The sequence below is a fragment of the Streptomyces sp. NPDC026301 genome, assembly GCF_055567935.1.
Genome location: NZ_JBVHPN010000008.1, coordinates 371,858 through 387,497 on the forward strand (window position 1 = coordinate 371,858; position 15,640 = coordinate 387,497).

Below are 15,640 nucleotides of genomic sequence, written 5' to 3' on the forward strand. Positions count from 1 at the left end.
CCCGGTCGGCGAGCTGCCGAGGGCGGTGGTGGCCGGGCGCCACCACCGCCGCGGTCACTTCGCCGCGTCGGCCGCCTTGATCAGGGTCTGCCGGTCGACGGCGCCGACGTAGACCGTGCCGTCGTCCGTCATCAGGGCGTTGACCAGGCGCGTACTGAAGAGGTGGCCCGAGCCGAAGCCGCCGGTCACCTTCTCGCCCAGCGAGTCCAGGAACTTCCCGGCGTCGCCCGCGGCGGCACCGGCCTTGGACGCCTCCGCCTTGTGGCCCGCGGCGCCTTCCTTGCCCGGGGCCGCGCCGGCGCCCTCGATCTTCGCGATCGCGGTCCAGCCGTGGCCGATGACGTCCATGCCACCCCGGTCGCCGGACCGCGCCCCGTTCAGGCCCTGCGGCAGCCCGCCGGGCAGGCCCTTCGGGAGGTCCCCGGCCTCGGTCCCGGCCGCGTCGTCGTGCCGCTGCGTACGGACCCGGTCGCCGTCGATGATCTTCGCGCCCTTGGGCGGGGCGAAGGCGAAGGTGCCCGCAGCGGGCTTGGCGAAGTCGACCGTGGTGAACCCCGCTTCCAGGGCCGGTGCGCCGCCGCTCTTCGGCGTCAGCGTGAACTTCAGCGGTACGCCGTTGTCCGCGTCCACCGCGATGCGCACGGAACCGACCGTGGAGCCGGCCTGCTTGGGCTTGACCAGCAGCTGGTAGGCGTCCCGCCCGGCGACCTTGGCGGTGCCATCGACGGTGACCGACGTGGTGTCACCGGCCGCGTCCAGGACGTGCTCGGCGAGCTCCTGCGGGGTGACGTCGCCCAGGCCCTTCGGCACGGCCCGGCGCTGCTCGCCCTTCTTCGCGGTGTCCGCCTCCGGGCCGGTGGCGCGGAAGGCGGTATTGCTGCCGCTGTCGTACCCCCACACCTTTTCGCCGTCGCGGACCAGGCTGTACTCGGCGGCCTTGTCGATGACGGACACCCGCTGCCGGTCGGGTCCGTCGGCGGCGACCCGCAGCGTGTGCGTGCCGGACGCCAGCTCCATGAGCTTGTCCTTCGGGTCGGCGGACGCGCCGCCCTTGCCCTGACCGGAGCCCAGCGCTCCCGCGCCCATGCCGCCGGGCAGTTCCGGCAGGCCGAGGTCCGTGCTGGTCCGTACCGTGCCGGACAGCTGCTGCACGTCCGACGCCGCTACCTTCGCGATCAGGTCCTGCGCGGATATCTCCGGCAGGTCGGGATCGCCGGCTCCGGCGAACGCGGGGACCAGCCCGATCGTCGCCGCCGCCACCCCCGCCACCGCGACGGGGACGCCGTACCGGACGACCTTGCGGCGTCCCGTACGTTTCCCCCCGTCGTCCCATTCACCGGTGACCCGTGACGCTTCGTTCCGTGGCATGTGCTTCTACCTCCGTCGTAGGCGGCGGTCTCAACGCAACGCACTCGTCCACACCTCGGGCTCATTGTGTCCCGCTCCGCCATGGCGTGGTGGTGTCAATGCCACCAAATCCGCCATCCCGAAGCGTCAGCCCCGGGGCCGGAACCATGTACTGCTGAAGGATGAGACGACCCCTGAGGGGCGGCGCGCGGCGTACTGCCACGGGCGAAGCCCGGCGTACTCCCGCCGGGCTTCTGTACGGAGTTCGAGCGCGGGCGGTCAGCCCGCCCGGTACACCACCGCGTCGCACAGCTCCTGGAGAGCCGTCTTCGCCGCGCAGTCCGGCAGCGGGGCCAGCGTCGCGCGGGCCTCCTCGGCGTACCGGATGGTGTCGCGGCGGGCCTGCCGCAGGGCGGCGTGGGCGCGCAGCCCGGCCAGCGCCTCGGCGTGCCGGGCGTCGTCGGTGAGGTCCTCGTCCAGGAGGGCGGCCAGCGCACGGTCCTCCTCGGTGGCCGCGTCGGAGGCGGCGAGCGCGCGAAGGTGCAGGACCGGCAGCGTCGGGATGCCCTCGCGCAGGTCGGTGCCGGGGGTCTTGCCGGACTCGCCCGCGTCGCTGGCGATGTCCAGCACGTCGTCGGCGAGCTGGAAGGCGGTGCCCAGGCGCTCGCCGTACTGCGTGAGGATGTCGACCGTGGCCTCGTCGGCGCCGGACATCATCGCGCCGAAGCGGCCGGCGACGGCGATCAGCGAGCCGGTCTTGCCCGCGATGACGTCGAGGTAGTGCCCGACCGGGTCACGGCCGTCGCGCGGCCCCGCGGTCTCCAGGATCTGGCCGGTCACCAGGCGTTCGAACGCCTCGGCCTGGATGCGGACCGCTTCCGGGCCCAGGTCGGCCAGGATGTGCGAGGCGCGCGCGAAGAGGAAGTCGCCGGTCAGGACGGCGAGCGAGTTGCCCCAGCGGGCGTTGGCGCTCTCCACACCGCGGCGCACGTCCGCCTCGTCCATGACGTCGTCGTGGTACAGCGTCGCCAGGTGCGTCAGCTCCACGACGACGGCCGAGGGCACGATGCCCGGCGCGTGCGGGTCACCGAACTGGGCGGCCAGCATCACCAGCAGCGGCCGGAAACGTTTGCCACCCGCGCGGACGAGATGCTGCGCGGCGTCGGTGATGAACGGCACGTCGCTCTTGGTGGCCTCCAGCAGGCCCTCCTCGACAGCCGCCAACCCGGCCTGGACATCGGCCTCAAGAGCCTGGTCCCGCACGCTCAGCCCGAAGGGCCCGACGACGGTCACGAGGGTTACTCCTGTCTGCTGACGATCAAACGGATTGTCGATCTGTCGCTGTCTCCACCATTGGCCAGCGTATCCGGTCGCAGTTCGATCACCATGAGCGCCCGTCCGTCTGCCGCACCCGGCGGCCCGGAGGGCGGCGCCGCACCGGGCCCGGTATGTTCTTGATCACCCAACGTCGTGGGTTTTGTACCGGGAGGAACGGACAGCAGAAGCAAGTTAATCCACCCGAGTCCCAGGAGCCACACCCGTGTCCGGACCACCGCACCCCCGCGACGAGCATTCCTTCCTCGGTCACCCGCGCGGCCTGCTGACCCTCTCGGGCCTGGAGGTCTGGGAACGGTTCTCCTTCCTCGGCATGCAGGCCATTCTGGTGCTGTACTTCGCCGATCAGGTCGCGCACGGCGGCCTGGGCATGGCCGAGAACACCGCCGCCTCCGTCACCGCGGCCTACGGCACCCTGGTCTACCTCGTCTCGGTCGCCGGCGGCTGGCTCGCCGACCGGATGCTCGGGTCCTACCGCGCGGTCCTGTGGGGCGGCGTCCTGATCGCCTGCGGCCACTACTCCATGGCGGTGCCCACCGCGGCCATGACCTGGGTGGGCCTGGGCCTGATCATCGCCGGCACGGGCCTGCTGAAGCCGAACGTCTCGACCATGGTCGGCAAGCTCTACGCGACCGAGGACGAGCGCCGGGACGCGGGCTTCGCGCTGTACTACATGGGCATCAACATCGGCGCCTTCCTCGCCCCGCTGATCATCGGCTGGCTGGGCCAGAAGCAGGGCTGGCACTGGGGCTTCTCGGCCGCCGCGATCGGCATGACGCTGGGTCTGATCCAGTACGTCGCGGGCCGCAAGGGCCTCGCGGGCCGCAAGCACAGCGCCGAGTTCGCCCTGCCGCAGGCGGCGATGCGCCGCGCGACCTGGCTGATCGCCGGCGGCTGCGTGCTGGTCGCCGCCGTCGCCACGGGCCTGGCCCTGGCCGGCTGGCTGACCATGGACCGCACGGTGGACATGCTGACCGTGATCTCGGTGATCGCGCCCGTCGCGTACTTCGTGGTGATGTTCCGCAGCCCCCGGGTGAGCACCGAGGAACGCGGCCGGCTCCGCCCCTACCTCGTGCTCTTCGCCGCCTCGGTGGTCTTCAACTTCGTCCTCTTCCAGTCGTACTCGACGATGACGCTGCTGGCCGCGAGCCATGCCGACACCGAGATCCTCGGCTGGGAGTTCCCCTCGACCTGGTACGGCTCCGTGCTCGGCGGCGCCGAAGTACTGCTCGCGCCGGTCGTCGCGGCCGTCTGGGTCAAGCTCGGCAGGCGCCAGCCGCACGCCTCCCACAAGATCGCCTACGGCGTGATCCTGGGCGGCCTGTCCTTCCTCGTGATGGTCCCCGCGACGCACGGGCAGACCGGCGACTGGAAGATGGCCGCCTGGTGGCTCCTGATCTCCTTCGTCCTGCTCGGCCTCGGCGACATCCTGCTGGAGACCACCGGCATGTCCGCGACGACCAAGCTCGCGCCCGCCGCCTTCGCCAGCCAGACGATGGCCCTGTGGTTCCTCTCCCTCGCCCTGGCCAACGGCATCCAGGCGCAGGTCGTGAAGTACTTCGGCGAGATCGCCAACGACCTGTACTTCGGCCTCAACGGCGGCTTCGCGGTCGTCGTGGGCCTCGCGGTGATCGCCGCCGGACCCTGGCTGCGCCGCACCATGCACCCCGTTCACTGACCCCCCATTGGACCCGGCACCATGCGCATCCGCACCGACTTCCCGTACCGGACGTTCTGCGAGGACGTCCGCATCCCCCTCCCGGACGGCACGCAGCTCTACGCCCGCGTCTGGCGCCCGTACGGCACGGAGCCCGTCCCCGCGCTGCTCGAATACCTGCCCTACCGGCTGAGCGACTGGACCGCGCCGCGCGACGCCCAGCGCCACCCGTACTACGCGGGCCACGGCTACGCCTCCGTCCGCGTCGACGTCCGCGGCCACGGCAACTCCGAGGGCCTGCCGACCGACGAGTACTCCGAGACCGAGCTGGCCGACGGCGTGGCCGTCATCGAGTGGCTGGCCGCGCAGCCGTGGTGCTCCGGCAAGGTCGGGATGTTCGGCATCTCCTGGGGCGGCTTCAACAGCCTCCAGCTGGCCGCCCGCGCGCCCGAGGCGCTGAAGGCGATCGTCACGGTCTGCTCGGCGGACGACCGGTTCGACAACGACGTGCACTACATGGGCGGCTCGCTGCTCGCCGTGGACATGCATGCCTGGGCCGCCACGATGCTCGCCTTCGTCTCGCGCCCGCCGGACCCGGCGCAGGTCGGCGAGGGCTGGCGCAAGCAGTGGACGGACCGCCTCGAAGCGGTCGACCCGTTCATCCACACCTGGCTGGACCACCAGTCGCGGGACGCGTACTGGCAGCACGGCAGCGTCTGCGAGGACTACTCCGCGATCAAGGCGGCGGTGCTCGCCGTCGGCGGCTGGCACGACCCGTACCGGGACACCGCGCTGCGCCTGGTCCAGCACCTCGACGCGCCCGTACGCGGGCTCATCGGGCCCTGGTCGCACCAGTACCCGGACCGCGGCCTGCCGCCGGGCCCCGCGATCGGCTTCCTCCAGGAGACGCTGCGCTGGTGGGACCACTGGCTCAAGGGGGAGGACCGGGGCGTCGAGGACGACCCGCTGCTGCGCTCCTGGATCAGCGAGTCGCACCCGCCGGCCACGGTGTACGACGAGCTGCCGGGCCGCTGGGTCGCCGACCCCGCCTGGCCCTCGCCGAACGTCACGCCGACGGCGTACACCCTGCCGGGCGACCGGCCGCTGCCGGTCCGTTCGCCGCAGCACACCGGCGTCGACGCGGGCCGCTACTTCCCGTTCGGCAACGACGCGGACCTGCCGCCCGACCAGCGCGAGGAGGACGGCCGCTCGGTCTGCTTCGACCTGCCGGAGCTGACCGAACGGGTCGAGATCCTCGGCCGGCCGCGGGTCACCCTGCGACTGACCTCCGAGGTGCCGCGCGGCCAGGTCATCGCCCGCGTCTGCGACGTGGCGCCGGACGGCTCGTCCACGCTGGTCACCCGCGGCGTGCTCAACCTCCTCACCCGGCACGGCCGGGACCGGGCCGTGGAGTGGACGCCGGGCGCCACGGAGGACGTGACCTTCGAGCTGAACGGCATCGGACACGCGTTCCCCGCCGGGCACCGCATCCGCGTCGCACTGTCCTCCGCGTACTGGCCGTGGATCTGGCCGCACGCCGGCAGCGAGGCGGGCTGGACGGTCGACCCGGCCGCCAGCACCGTCGAACTCCCGGTCCGCACCCCGGGCACCGAGGAGCCGGAGATCACCTTCGAGGCGCCCGAGCAGTCCGAGCCGCTCGGCGTGGTCTTCCCCGGCGGCGCCGACCAGCGGCCCGAGCGGAAGGTCGTCCGCGATGTCGCGGCCGGCACCTGGACGCTGGAGGTGGACCCGCGCTACGGCGGCACCCGGATCTACCCGGACGGGCTGGAGTTCACCGAGGACGCGCTGGAGACGTACCGGATCGACAGCGCTGACCCGGAGAGCGCGGCGACCCGCTCGGACTGGTCGATCCGGCTGCACCGGCCGGAGCTCGGCTGGGACGCGCGCATCGAGACCCGCTCGCAGATCACCACGGAGGGCGGGGACTTCGTGACGGAGAACGAGGTCGTGTGCCGGGACGGGGACGAGGAGGTCTTCCGCCGGACCTGGCACCGCCGGATCCCCCGCACGGCGGTGTGAGCCCGAAGAACGGCCGGGCCTCGTACGGCATCAACTGCCGTACGAGGCCCGGCCGTTCAGGGGCGCGGGGAACTGCGCGCCCAGCCACGACGGCGCCGCAGCCGACAAACCGCCCCCCGCGGAGCGTTACCGGGTGCGGGCCAGCGAAGCGGCCAGCCGCGGCGAGGCGAACTCCGTGCCGCAGACAAAGCGCATCACCGGGCCGTAACTGGCCGCCGCCGGCAGCCCCGTGAAGTACAGGCCCGGCACGGACGACTCGAAGCCGGCGCCCAGCCGCGGGCCGCCCGCGCCCACCGCCAGCTCCGTGCGCAGCCCCTGCCCGAGGAAGTCCAGCGCGCCCAGGTCGACCCGGTACCCGGTGGCCGCCAGCACGTGGTCGGCGGCCAGCTCACCGTCGTACCCGTCGGAGCCGCGCAGCGACAGCACGGGACGGCCGCCCTCCACCCGGGCCCGGACGATCCGCCGCCCGGTGGTCACCTGCACCCGGCCCACGAACCGGTCCCGCAGCCACCACGCGCCCAGCGGCCCCAGCACCCGCTTGACCAGGAACTGCCGGGTCGGCGCCGGCAGATAACGGAAGCCGTCCGCGTGGTACGAGAAGGCGTACAGCGACCAGGCGTTGCCGAACGGCGTCTCGGGGCGCAGCTTCGGCTGTTGGTCCGGCGGCGCGCCGAAGCCGACCGCCTGCCGGCCCCGGGCCAACACCCGCACCGAGGCGCCGGCGTCCGCGAGCAGCACCGCGCTCTCCAGCGCCGACTGTCCGGCGCCCACGACCACGACCTCGCGGCCCGCGAACCCGGACAGGTCGGCGTGCTGGGAGGTGTGCGAGATGGGCCCAGTGGGGGTCGGTCCATCCGGTACGGCGTCGGCCAGCTCACCGGGCAGGTGGGCGAAGCCGCTGAGCCCCGTGGCCACGACCACGGCCCGGGCGCGGAACTGCTCGCCGCTGTCCAGCTTCAGGTCGAACCCGCCGTGCTGCCGGTCGACGGAGACCACCCGGACCTCCTCCAGGTCCGGCACCAGCCGCTGCTGGAACCACCGGCCGTACCGGACGAAGGTCTCGACCGGGATGATGTCCCAGTCGGACTCGTACCGCCGCTCCCCCGCCGCCGCGCAGTAGTCGACGAGCGTGTGGCCGGGCTGCGGGGCGTCGATGCTGGACGCCGCCGGCGTGGACTTCAGGATCATGCCCGCCGGCATGTGCTCGCTCCAGCTCACCATCGGGCGGCCGAAGGTCCGTACGGGTATGCCGCGTGCGCGGAGATGAGCGGCGGTGGACAGGCCGAAGGGGCCTGCGCCGATGACTGCTACCGGAGTGTTCACTCGGGTTTCCCTCCCCAGGGTGCTGCTGATGCGTCGTACTGCGTACCGGTGCACGGCTCGGGGCCGCGCTGCCCGGAACCGTGCGGTGGAATGGGAGCGCGCCGGCGGCGCACGGGGCGTCAGCGGTCGTGCCACCGGCCCGACCGGTCGCGCCACAGCTGCCACAGATGCTTGGCGCCCGGCCGGACGAAGCGCGCGAGCATGGTGAAGAACGGCTTCATGTCGTCGGCGGCGAGCCAGGCCAGCTCCGTGCTCGCCGCGCGGTCCGGCACGTGCGGCGTGGTGTAGCCGCTGCGGCGGTAGGCCAGCCAGGCGGGCAGGTCGATGTTCTCCACCACGAAGCGGTGGCCGGCCCGCTGCTCGCCCTCCGGCACCGCGCGCCCGGTCAGGTCCAGGTGCTGGGCGCGGACGACGTCGATGCCCGCCTCGTTCTCGAAGAGCCGGAACTGCGCGCCCATCCGCGGATTGAAGTCCAGCAGCTTGTAGCGCCGGTCCCGGCGGTCGTAGCGCCAGTCCAGGTCGACGATGCCGCTGAAGCCGACGCGCTTGATGAACTGTGCGGTCATCTCGGCCAGTTCGGGGTTGTCCACGACATACGCGCAGGCCGTCATCCCGGCGTGCGGCGGCCAGGAGCGGACCTTGACCCCGGTGAACATCGTCAGCGCCGCGCTGTCCCCGTCGAAGTACGCGTGCACGATCCAGTCCTCGGCCTCCTCGCGCGGGAGGTACTCCTGGAGGATCACGCCGGGGTGCGGGCCCCAGTCCTTGGCGAGATGCCGGAGGTGGGCGGCGTCCGCGATGCGCGTGGTGCCGTTCACGGCGGGCCGGCTGCGGCGCTGGAACGCCTCCCGGTTCTTGGCGACGACCGGGAAGCGGGCCTGCGCGGCGAAGTCCTCGATGTCCGCCTGCGTCTGCGGGAAGGCCGCCCGGGGGGACGGGATGCCGTGTTCGGTGCACAGCTCGTGCAGACCCTGCTTGCTGGCGAGTCTGCGGGAGAGCCCGGACCGGGTGCGCGGGAAGAGGAAGCGGTCGCCCAGGACGTCCGCGTGCTCGGCGATCAGTACCGCTGCCTCCTCGTCGGTCGGCACCAGGACGGTCGGCCGGCCGATGCGGCGGCCGATCCGCAGCAGGCCGTCGACCAGCCGCTCCGGGTCCTCGCGGCCGGTCGTCGGCCAGACGAACCGCCCCTTGAGGTACCGCGACGCCGCGGCCGGCGTGTATCTGTCCTCGGTGATCGCGTACATGGGCACGCCGAGCCGTCCCAGGCTGCGGATCGCCCCCACCCCGCCGTGGTGCAGCGGATAATCACCGATCTTCACAATCAGCCCTGGCACGGTCCGGTCGACCGTGAACCGCGTGCTGGCTCGAGCCACGTGTCCCCCCTATGGCCACAGCCCCACCCCGGCCGCGCCCCGAAAGGACGCTAGAACCCCAATGGGCGGTTCGCCAATCCATTTCAGGACATTGCTAACTCTTTAGGCATGTCCCGGGAGACCGGTACGGAACGGGCGCTCGTTGCGCGTCGGGCAAGAGGCATCTCGCGGTGCGGATGGGGCGGTTGTCATGCGCGTGACTGCTAGCCTCACGAATCCTGTCCCACAACGGAGGAGACGTACGTGCGCAAGGCAGCGCAGATCGCCGGGGCGGCCGCCATCGCCGCGCTGTTGCTCAGCGGATGCGGCAGCAGCGGCGAGGGCGGCAAGGAGAGCAAGCCGTCGCAGTCGGCGGACGGCGCCGACAAGCCCGCGAGCGGCATCGACGGCGCGTGGCAGTCGAAGTCCGCGAACGGCACGGTCACCCTCGCGGTCATCGGCGAGTCCGCGACCCTGTCCGCGGGCAAGACCGCCTGCCAGGGCAAGGTCCAGGACATGGGCACCACCATGCTCGCGCTGAAGTGCAGCGGCGGCGACGACACCCGTTCCATGGGCAACGTCGAGCAGACCGGCGACAAGCTCACGGTCAGCTGGAAGAACGGGCCCACGGAGGAGTTCACCAAGACCGAGGGCAAGGTGGAGATCCCCAAGCCCGACCTGCCGTCCGGCGCCAACTGAGCGGCTTTCCCGAGGAGATCAACGTGCGCAAGGGCATTTCGTTCGCCGCCGCGGCCGCCGCGGCCGCGGTCCTGCTCGCCGGATGCGGTGGCGGCGACACCGGCGGTGGCGCGAAGAAGTCACCGTCGCAGTCGCCGTCGCCGTCCGCCTCGTCGGCCGGACGGACGCCCGGTGGCGACGTCTCCGTGGCGTCCCTGGAGGGCGGCTGGACCACGAACGCGCAACACGCCGACAAGGGCCTGCTGATCCTGTCCGTCTCGAAGCACGAGGCGGTACTGATCGGCAAGAAGTCCTGCGGCGGCAAGGTCGTGGACGGCAAGCCGGTCGAGCTCGTCTTCAAGTGCACCGACGGCGACACCGAGCACTCCGCGGGCACGGTGCAGAGCCTCCGGGGCAAGAAGCTCACCGTGCGCTGGGCCTCCGGCAAGGAGTCCGTCTTCACCCGGACCGAGGGCACGACGGACCTGCCGTCCATCGACCCCTCGTCGCTGGACGGCTTCCAGCAGAACGGCTGACGTACCCGGCCGTACTGCCTCTGTACGCCGCTGCCCGGCACCCCTCGCGGGAGTGCCGGGCAGCTTCGTGCGTACGGAAACCTCGCCGGGTCAGCGGACGAACACCCCCGCCTGTCCCGCCAGGTCGAGGAAGTACTGCGGCGCCAGGCCCAGTACGAGCGTCACCACTACGCCGACCGCGATGGCCGTCATGGTCAGCGGGCTGGGCACCGCCACCGTCGGGCCGTCCGCCTTCGGCTCGTTGAAGAACATCAGGACGATCACCCGGATGTAGAAGAACGCGGCGACCGCGGACGAGAGCACACCGATCACGACCAGCCAGCCCGCGCCGCTCTCCGCCGCCGCCTTGAACACCGCGAACTTCCCCGCGAACCCGGAGGTCAGCGGGATGCCGGCGAAGGCGAGGAGGAAGACCGCGAACACGGCCGCGACCAGCGGCGAACGCCGCCCGAGCCCCGCCCACTTGGACAGGTGCGTCGCCTCGCCGCCCGCGTCCCGCACCAGCGTGACCACCGCGAACGCGCCGAGCGTCACGAAGGAGTACGCGAGCAGGTAGAAGAGCACCGAGGAGATGCCGTTCCTGCTCGTGGCGATCACGCCGGCCAGGATGAAGCCCGCGTGCGCGATGGAGGAGTACGCCAGCAGCCGCTTCACATCGGTCTGGGTGAGCGCGATGACCGCGCCGGCCAGCATCGTCAGGATCGCCACGCCCCACATGACCGGGCGCCAGTCCCAGCGCAGGCCCGGCAGCGCGACGTACAGCAGACGCAGCAGCGCGCCGAACGCGGCGACCTTCGTGGCGGCGGCCATGAAGCCGGTCACCGGGGTCGGCGCGCCCTGGTACACGTCCGGGGTCCACATGTGGAACGGGACGGCGCCGACCTTGAACAGCAGGCCCATCACGACCAGCGCGCCGCCGATCAGCAGCAGCGCGTCATTGCCCATGGTGTCGGCGAGCGCCGGGTCGATCTGCTTGGCGCCGTCGCTGACGACCTCGGCGATGCCCGCGTACGTCACCGTGCCCGCGTAGCCGTACAGCAGGGCGATGCCGAAGAGCAGGAACGCCGAGGAGAACGCGCCGAGCAGGAAGTACTTCACCGCCGACTCCTGCGAGAGCAGCCGTTGGCGGCGGGCCAGCGCGCACAGGATGTACAGCGGGAGGGAGAAGACCTCCAGCGCGACGAAGAGGGTCAGCAGGTCGTTGGCCGCCGGGAAGACCAGCATGCCGCCGATCGCGAAGAGCAGGAGCGGGAAGACCTCGGTGGTGGTGAAGCCCGCCTTGACGGCCGCCTGCTCCGCCTCGCCGCCGGGGACCGCCGCGCCCTGGGCCGCGAAGGAGTCCACCGGGCGGCCGTGCGCCGCGGGGTCGAGCCTCCGCTCGGCGAAGGTGAAGACCGCGATCAGCGAGACCAGCAGGATCGTGCCCTGCAGGAAGAGCGCCGGGCCGTCCACCGCGAGGGCACCCATCGCGGCGATGTGCGCCTTGGTCGAGCCGAAGCCGCCGGCCGCGAGGCCGATGACCGCGGCGAACGCGGCGGCCAGCGCGACCACGGAGAGCAGCACCTGCGCGTAGTACCGGCCGCGGCGCGGCCAGAACGCCTCGACCAGCACGGCGAGCACGGCCGCGCCGAGCACGATCAGGGTCGGTGCCAGCTGGGCGTACTCGATGTGCGGCGCCGGGATCTTGCCGGGGCCGTCCGGGGCCAACGGGGAGCCGGCCGCCCCGTCCGCCATCGTCCACAGGGTGTGGACCGCTGCCACGGGTGTCACTTCGCGGCCTCCGCATCTCGATCGGAGCCGGCCTTGGGCGGCACGGCGTTGACCCGTACGTCGGGCTTGGGGTCCTGCCTGTCCACGACGGACAGCGTGTGGTCCACCGCCGGATTGACGATGGAGGTCAGCGGCTTCGGATAGACGCCGAGGAAGAGCAGCAGCGCGATCAGCGGCGCCACCACCACCAGCTCCCGGGCCTTGAGGTCGGGCATCCCCTGGACCTCGGCCTTGACCGGCCCGGTCATCGTGCGCTGGTACAGCACGAGGACGTACAGCGCGGCCAGCACGATGCCCACCGTGGCGATGATGCCGAGGACGGGATACCGGCTGAACGTGCCGACCAGGACCAGGAACTCGCTGACGAACGGCGCGAGGCCGGGCAGCGAGAGGGTGGCGAGGCCGCCGATCAGGAACGTGCCGGCCAGCACCGGGGCGACCTTCTGCACGCCGCCGTAGTCCGCGATCAGGCGGGAGCCGCGGCGGGTGATCAGGAAGCCGGCGACCAGCATCAGCGCGGCGGTGGAGATGCCGTGGTTGACCATGTACAGCGTCGCGCCGCCCTGGCCCTGGCTGGTCATCGCGAAGATGCCGAGGACGATGAAGCCGAAGTGGGAGATGGACGCGTACGCGATCAGGCGCTTGATGTCCCGCTGGGCGACCGCGAGCAGCGCGCCGTACAGGATGCTGACCAGCGCCAGGACGAGGATCACCGGCGTGGCCCACTTGCTGGCCTCGGGGAAGAGCTGGAGGCAGAAGCGGAGCATCGCGAACGTGCCGACCTTGTCGACCACCGCCGTGATCAGCACCGCGACCGGCGCCGTGGACTCGCCCATGGCGCCCGGCAGCCACGTGTGCAGCGGCCACAGCGGCGCCTTCACCGCGAAGGCGAAGAAGAAGCCGAGGAAGAGCAGCCGCTCCGTGCCCGCGCCCATGGTCAGCTCGCCGGCCGCGCGGGCCTGCACGATCTGGGAGAGCGAGAAGGTGCCGCTGCCGAGCTGGTCGGCGGTGACCGCGTACAGACCGATCACCGCGGCCAGCATGATCAGGCCGCCGGCGAGGTTGTACAGCAGGAACTTCACCGCGGCGGACGAGCGCCGGGCAGCGCCCTCCGCCGCGTCCTGCGTCCCCGCCCGGTCCCCGAAGCCGCCGATGAGGAAGTACATCGGGATCAGCATGGCTTCGAAGAAGATGTAGAAGAGGAAGACGTCGGTGGCCTCGAAGGAGAGGATCACCATCGCCTCGACGGCGAGGATCAGCGCGAAGAGGCCCTGGGTGGGCCGCCAGCGCCGATTCGAGTTGTCCTGTTCAAGGGCGTCGGCGTCGTGCCAGCCCGCCAGGATCACGAACGGGACCAGCAAGGCGGTCAGCGCGATCAGCGCCACCGCGATGCCGTCCACGCCGAGCTCGTACCGCACGCCGAAGTCGGCGATCCAGGCGTGCGACTCGGAGAGCTGGAACGGGCCCTTGGCGCCGGGGTCGAAGCGGACCGCGATCACCAGCGCCAGCGCCAGCGTGGCCAGCGAGAAGAGCAGCGCCAGCCACTTGGCGGCGGTGCGCTTCGCGGCGGGCACCGCGGCCGTGGCCACCGCGCCGATCGCCGGGACCGCGGCGGCGGCCGTCAGCAGGGGAAACGACATGGCTCAGACACCCCTCATCAGCAGGGTCGCGAAGACCAGCACCGCGGCGCCGCCCAGCATCTGGAGGGCGTAGGAGCGGACGTAGCCGGTCTGCAGGCGGCGCAGCCGGCCGGAGAGACCGCCGACCGACACCGCGGTGCCGTTGACCGCGCCGTCGACGACGGAGTGGTCGATCCGCTCCAGCGCGCGGGTCAGCTGCTCGCCGCCGCGGACCAGTACGACGTGGTTGAAGTCGTCCTGGAGCAGGTCGCGCCGGGCGGCGCGGGTGAGCAGCGAGCCGCGCGGGGCCAGCGCCGGGACGGGCTTGCGGCCGTACTGGAGCCAGGCGAGGGCGACACCGAGCAGCAGCACCACGATGGTCGCGGAGGTCACCGCGGCCGCGCTGAGCGGGGAGTGGCCGTGCTCGAAGGAGGTGACCGGCTCCAGCCAGTGCACGAACGCCTCGTTGATGCTGAACAGGCCGCCGGCGAAGACCGAGCCGAACGCCAGCAGGATCATCGGGAGCGTCATCGACTTCGGCGACTCGTGCGGATGCGGAGGCGTGTACTCGCCGCGGGTCTCGGCCGCGGGCTCCACGCTCGGCTCGGCCGGCGACGGGGTCGGGGCCTTGCGCCAGCGCTCCTCACCGAAGAACGTCATCAGCATCACGCGCGTCATGTAGAACGCGGTGATCCCGGCGCCGAGCAGCGCCGCGCCCCCGAGGATCCAGCCCTGGGTGCCGCCCGAGGCGAACGCCGCCTCGATGATCTTGTCCTTGGAGAAGAAGCCGGACAGGCCGGGGAAGCCGATGATGGCCAGATAGCCGAGCCCGAAGGTGACGAACGTGACCGGCATGTACTTCCGCAGGCCGCCGTAACGCCGCATGTCCACCTCGTCGTTCATCCCGTGCATCACGGAACCGGCGCCGAGGAAGAGGCCCGCCTTGAAGAAGCCGTGGGTGACCAGGTGCATGATCGCGAAGGCGTACCCGATGGGGCCGAGGCCGGCCGCGAGGATCATGTAGCCGATCTGCGACATCGTCGAGCCCGCGAGCGCCTTCTTGATGTCGTCCTTCGCGCAACCGACGATCGCACCGAAGAGGAGCGTGACCGCGCCGACCGCGACCACCGCGGTCTGCGCGTCCGGCGCCCCGTTGAAGATCGCCCCGGAGCGGGTGATCAGGTAGACCCCCGCGGTGACCATCGTGGCGGCGTGGATCAGGGCCGAGACCGGGGTCGGGCCCTCCATCGCGTCACCCAGCCAGGACTGCAGCGGCACCTGTGCGGACTTGCCGCACGCGGCCAGCAGCAGCATCAGCCCGATGGCGGTCAGCTTGCCCTCGCTCGTGTCACCCACCGCGCCCAGCACCGGGCCGAACGCGAACGTCCCGAAGGTGGTGAACATCAGCATGATCGCGATGGACAGGCCCATGTCGCCGACCCGGTTGACCAGGAACGCCTTCTTGGCCGCCGTCGCCGCGCTCGGCTTGTGCTGCCAGAACCCGATGAGCAGGTACGAGGCGAGGCCGACGCCCTCCCAGCCGACGTACAGCAGGAGGTAGTTGTCGGCGAGGACGAGCAGCAGCATCGCCGCGAGGAAGAGGTTCAGATAGCCGAAGAAGCGGCGGCGCCGCTCGTCGTGCTCCATGTAGCCGATCGAGTAGATGTGGATCAGCGATCCGACACCGGTGATCAGCAGCACGAACGTCATCGACAACTGGTCGAGCTGGAAGGCGACGTCGGCCCGGAAGCCGCCCACCGGGATCCAGCTGAAGAGGTGCTGGTGCAGGGCGCGGTCCTCGGCGCCCCTGCCCAGCATGTCGGCGAACAGCACCAGGCCGATGACGAACGACACCACCGCGAGCAGCGTGCCGAGCAGATGGCCCGTACGGTCCAGGCGTTTGCCGCCGCAGAGCAGCACGGCCGCACCGACCAGTGGTGCCCCGACGAGCAGCGCGATCAGAGATTCCACGAGTGCGACCCC

11 protein-coding genes are annotated in these 15,640 nt (G+C 71.6%); 4 read left to right on the plus strand and 7 right to left on the minus strand.

The features are described 5' to 3' along the window. Positions 1-54: 54 nt before the first annotated feature. Positions 55-1,368: a LolA family protein gene (locus ACZ4MH_RS17015; protein ID WP_351597916.1), complete on the minus strand. Its 1,314-nt coding sequence runs from the start codon at positions 1,366-1,368 to the stop codon at positions 55-57. A 258-nt stretch (positions 1,369-1,626) separates the two neighbouring features. Beyond that, positions 1,627-2,640: a polyprenyl synthetase family protein gene (locus ACZ4MH_RS17020; protein ID WP_351597919.1), complete on the minus strand. Its 1,014-nt coding sequence runs from the start codon at positions 2,638-2,640 to the stop codon at positions 1,627-1,629. Positions 2,641-2,887: 247 nt separating this feature from the next. Here ACZ4MH_RS17020 and ACZ4MH_RS17025 point away from each other — a divergent pair, with 247 nt between their 5' ends. After that, positions 2,888-4,360, plus strand: coding sequence for a peptide MFS transporter (locus ACZ4MH_RS17025; protein ID WP_351597922.1), 1,473 nt, complete (start codon positions 2,888-2,890; stop codon positions 4,358-4,360). 21 nt (positions 4,361-4,381) lie between these two features. After that, complete coding sequence (locus ACZ4MH_RS17030) at positions 4,382-6,379, plus strand: CocE/NonD family hydrolase (protein ID WP_351597925.1); 1,998 nt, start codon at positions 4,382-4,384, stop codon at positions 6,377-6,379. A gap of 126 nt (positions 6,380-6,505) precedes the next feature. Here the strand turns inward: ACZ4MH_RS17030 and ACZ4MH_RS17035 are convergent, their stop codons facing one another. Together ACZ4MH_RS17035 and ACZ4MH_RS17040 are read right to left on the minus strand one after the other, a co-directional pair. After that, positions 6,506-7,702: an FAD-dependent oxidoreductase gene (locus tag ACZ4MH_RS17035; RefSeq protein WP_351597928.1), complete on the minus strand. Its 1,197-nt coding sequence runs from the start codon at positions 7,700-7,702 to the stop codon at positions 6,506-6,508. Positions 7,703-7,821: 119 nt separating this feature from the next. Next, on the minus strand, positions 7,822-9,075 hold the full coding sequence (locus ACZ4MH_RS17040; protein WP_351597931.1) for a carboxylate--amine ligase: 1,254 nt from the start codon (positions 9,073-9,075) through the stop codon (positions 7,822-7,824). 243 nt (positions 9,076-9,318) lie between these two features. Between ACZ4MH_RS17040 and ACZ4MH_RS17045 the strand changes: the two genes are divergently transcribed. Both ACZ4MH_RS17045 and ACZ4MH_RS17050 read left to right on the plus strand, forming a co-directional pair. After that, positions 9,319-9,753, plus strand: a complete 435-nt coding sequence (locus ACZ4MH_RS17045; protein ID WP_351597933.1) for a hypothetical protein — start codon at positions 9,319-9,321, stop codon at positions 9,751-9,753. A 23-nt stretch (positions 9,754-9,776) separates the two neighbouring features. After that, positions 9,777-10,268, plus strand: a complete 492-nt coding sequence (locus tag ACZ4MH_RS17050) for a hypothetical protein (protein ID WP_351597936.1) — start codon at positions 9,777-9,779, stop codon at positions 10,266-10,268. Between the two features lie 90 nt (positions 10,269-10,358). Here the strand turns inward: ACZ4MH_RS17050 and nuoN are convergent, their stop codons facing one another. The 3 genes from nuoN to nuoL are packed head-to-tail and all read right to left on the minus strand — an operon-like array spanning position 10,359 to position 15,628. Next, positions 10,359-12,038 carry an NADH-quinone oxidoreductase subunit NuoN gene (nuoN, locus tag ACZ4MH_RS17055; protein ID WP_351597938.1) on the minus strand — a complete coding sequence of 560 codons (1,680 nt, stop codon included), beginning with the start codon at positions 12,036-12,038 and terminating at the stop codon, positions 10,359-10,361. Next, a complete protein-coding gene (locus tag ACZ4MH_RS17060) occupies positions 12,035-13,678 on the minus strand; it encodes an NADH-quinone oxidoreductase subunit M (protein ID WP_351597940.1) in 1,644 nt (547 codons plus the stop codon). The genes nuoN and ACZ4MH_RS17060 overlap by 4 nt, the downstream gene beginning before the upstream one ends. 3 nt (positions 13,679-13,681) lie before the next feature. Then, positions 13,682-15,628 carry an NADH-quinone oxidoreductase subunit L gene (gene nuoL, locus ACZ4MH_RS17065; protein WP_351597943.1) on the minus strand — a complete coding sequence of 649 codons (1,947 nt, stop codon included), beginning with the start codon at positions 15,626-15,628 and terminating at the stop codon, positions 13,682-13,684. Positions 15,629-15,640: the final 12 nt, after the last annotated feature.

Bases quoted from the DNA above. Each gene is read 5' to 3' on its own strand.
- ACZ4MH_RS17015 (WP_351597916.1), bottom strand. From the start codon at position 1,368: ATGCCACGGAACGAAGCGTCACGGGTCACCGGTGAATGGGACGACGGG.
- ACZ4MH_RS17030 (WP_351597925.1), top strand. From the start codon at position 4,382: ATGCGCATCCGCACCGACTTCCCGTACCGGACGTTCTGCGAGGACGTC.
- ACZ4MH_RS17060 (WP_351597940.1), bottom strand. From the start codon at position 13,678: ATGTCGTTTCCCCTGCTGACGGCCGCCGCCGCGGTCCCGGCGATCGGC.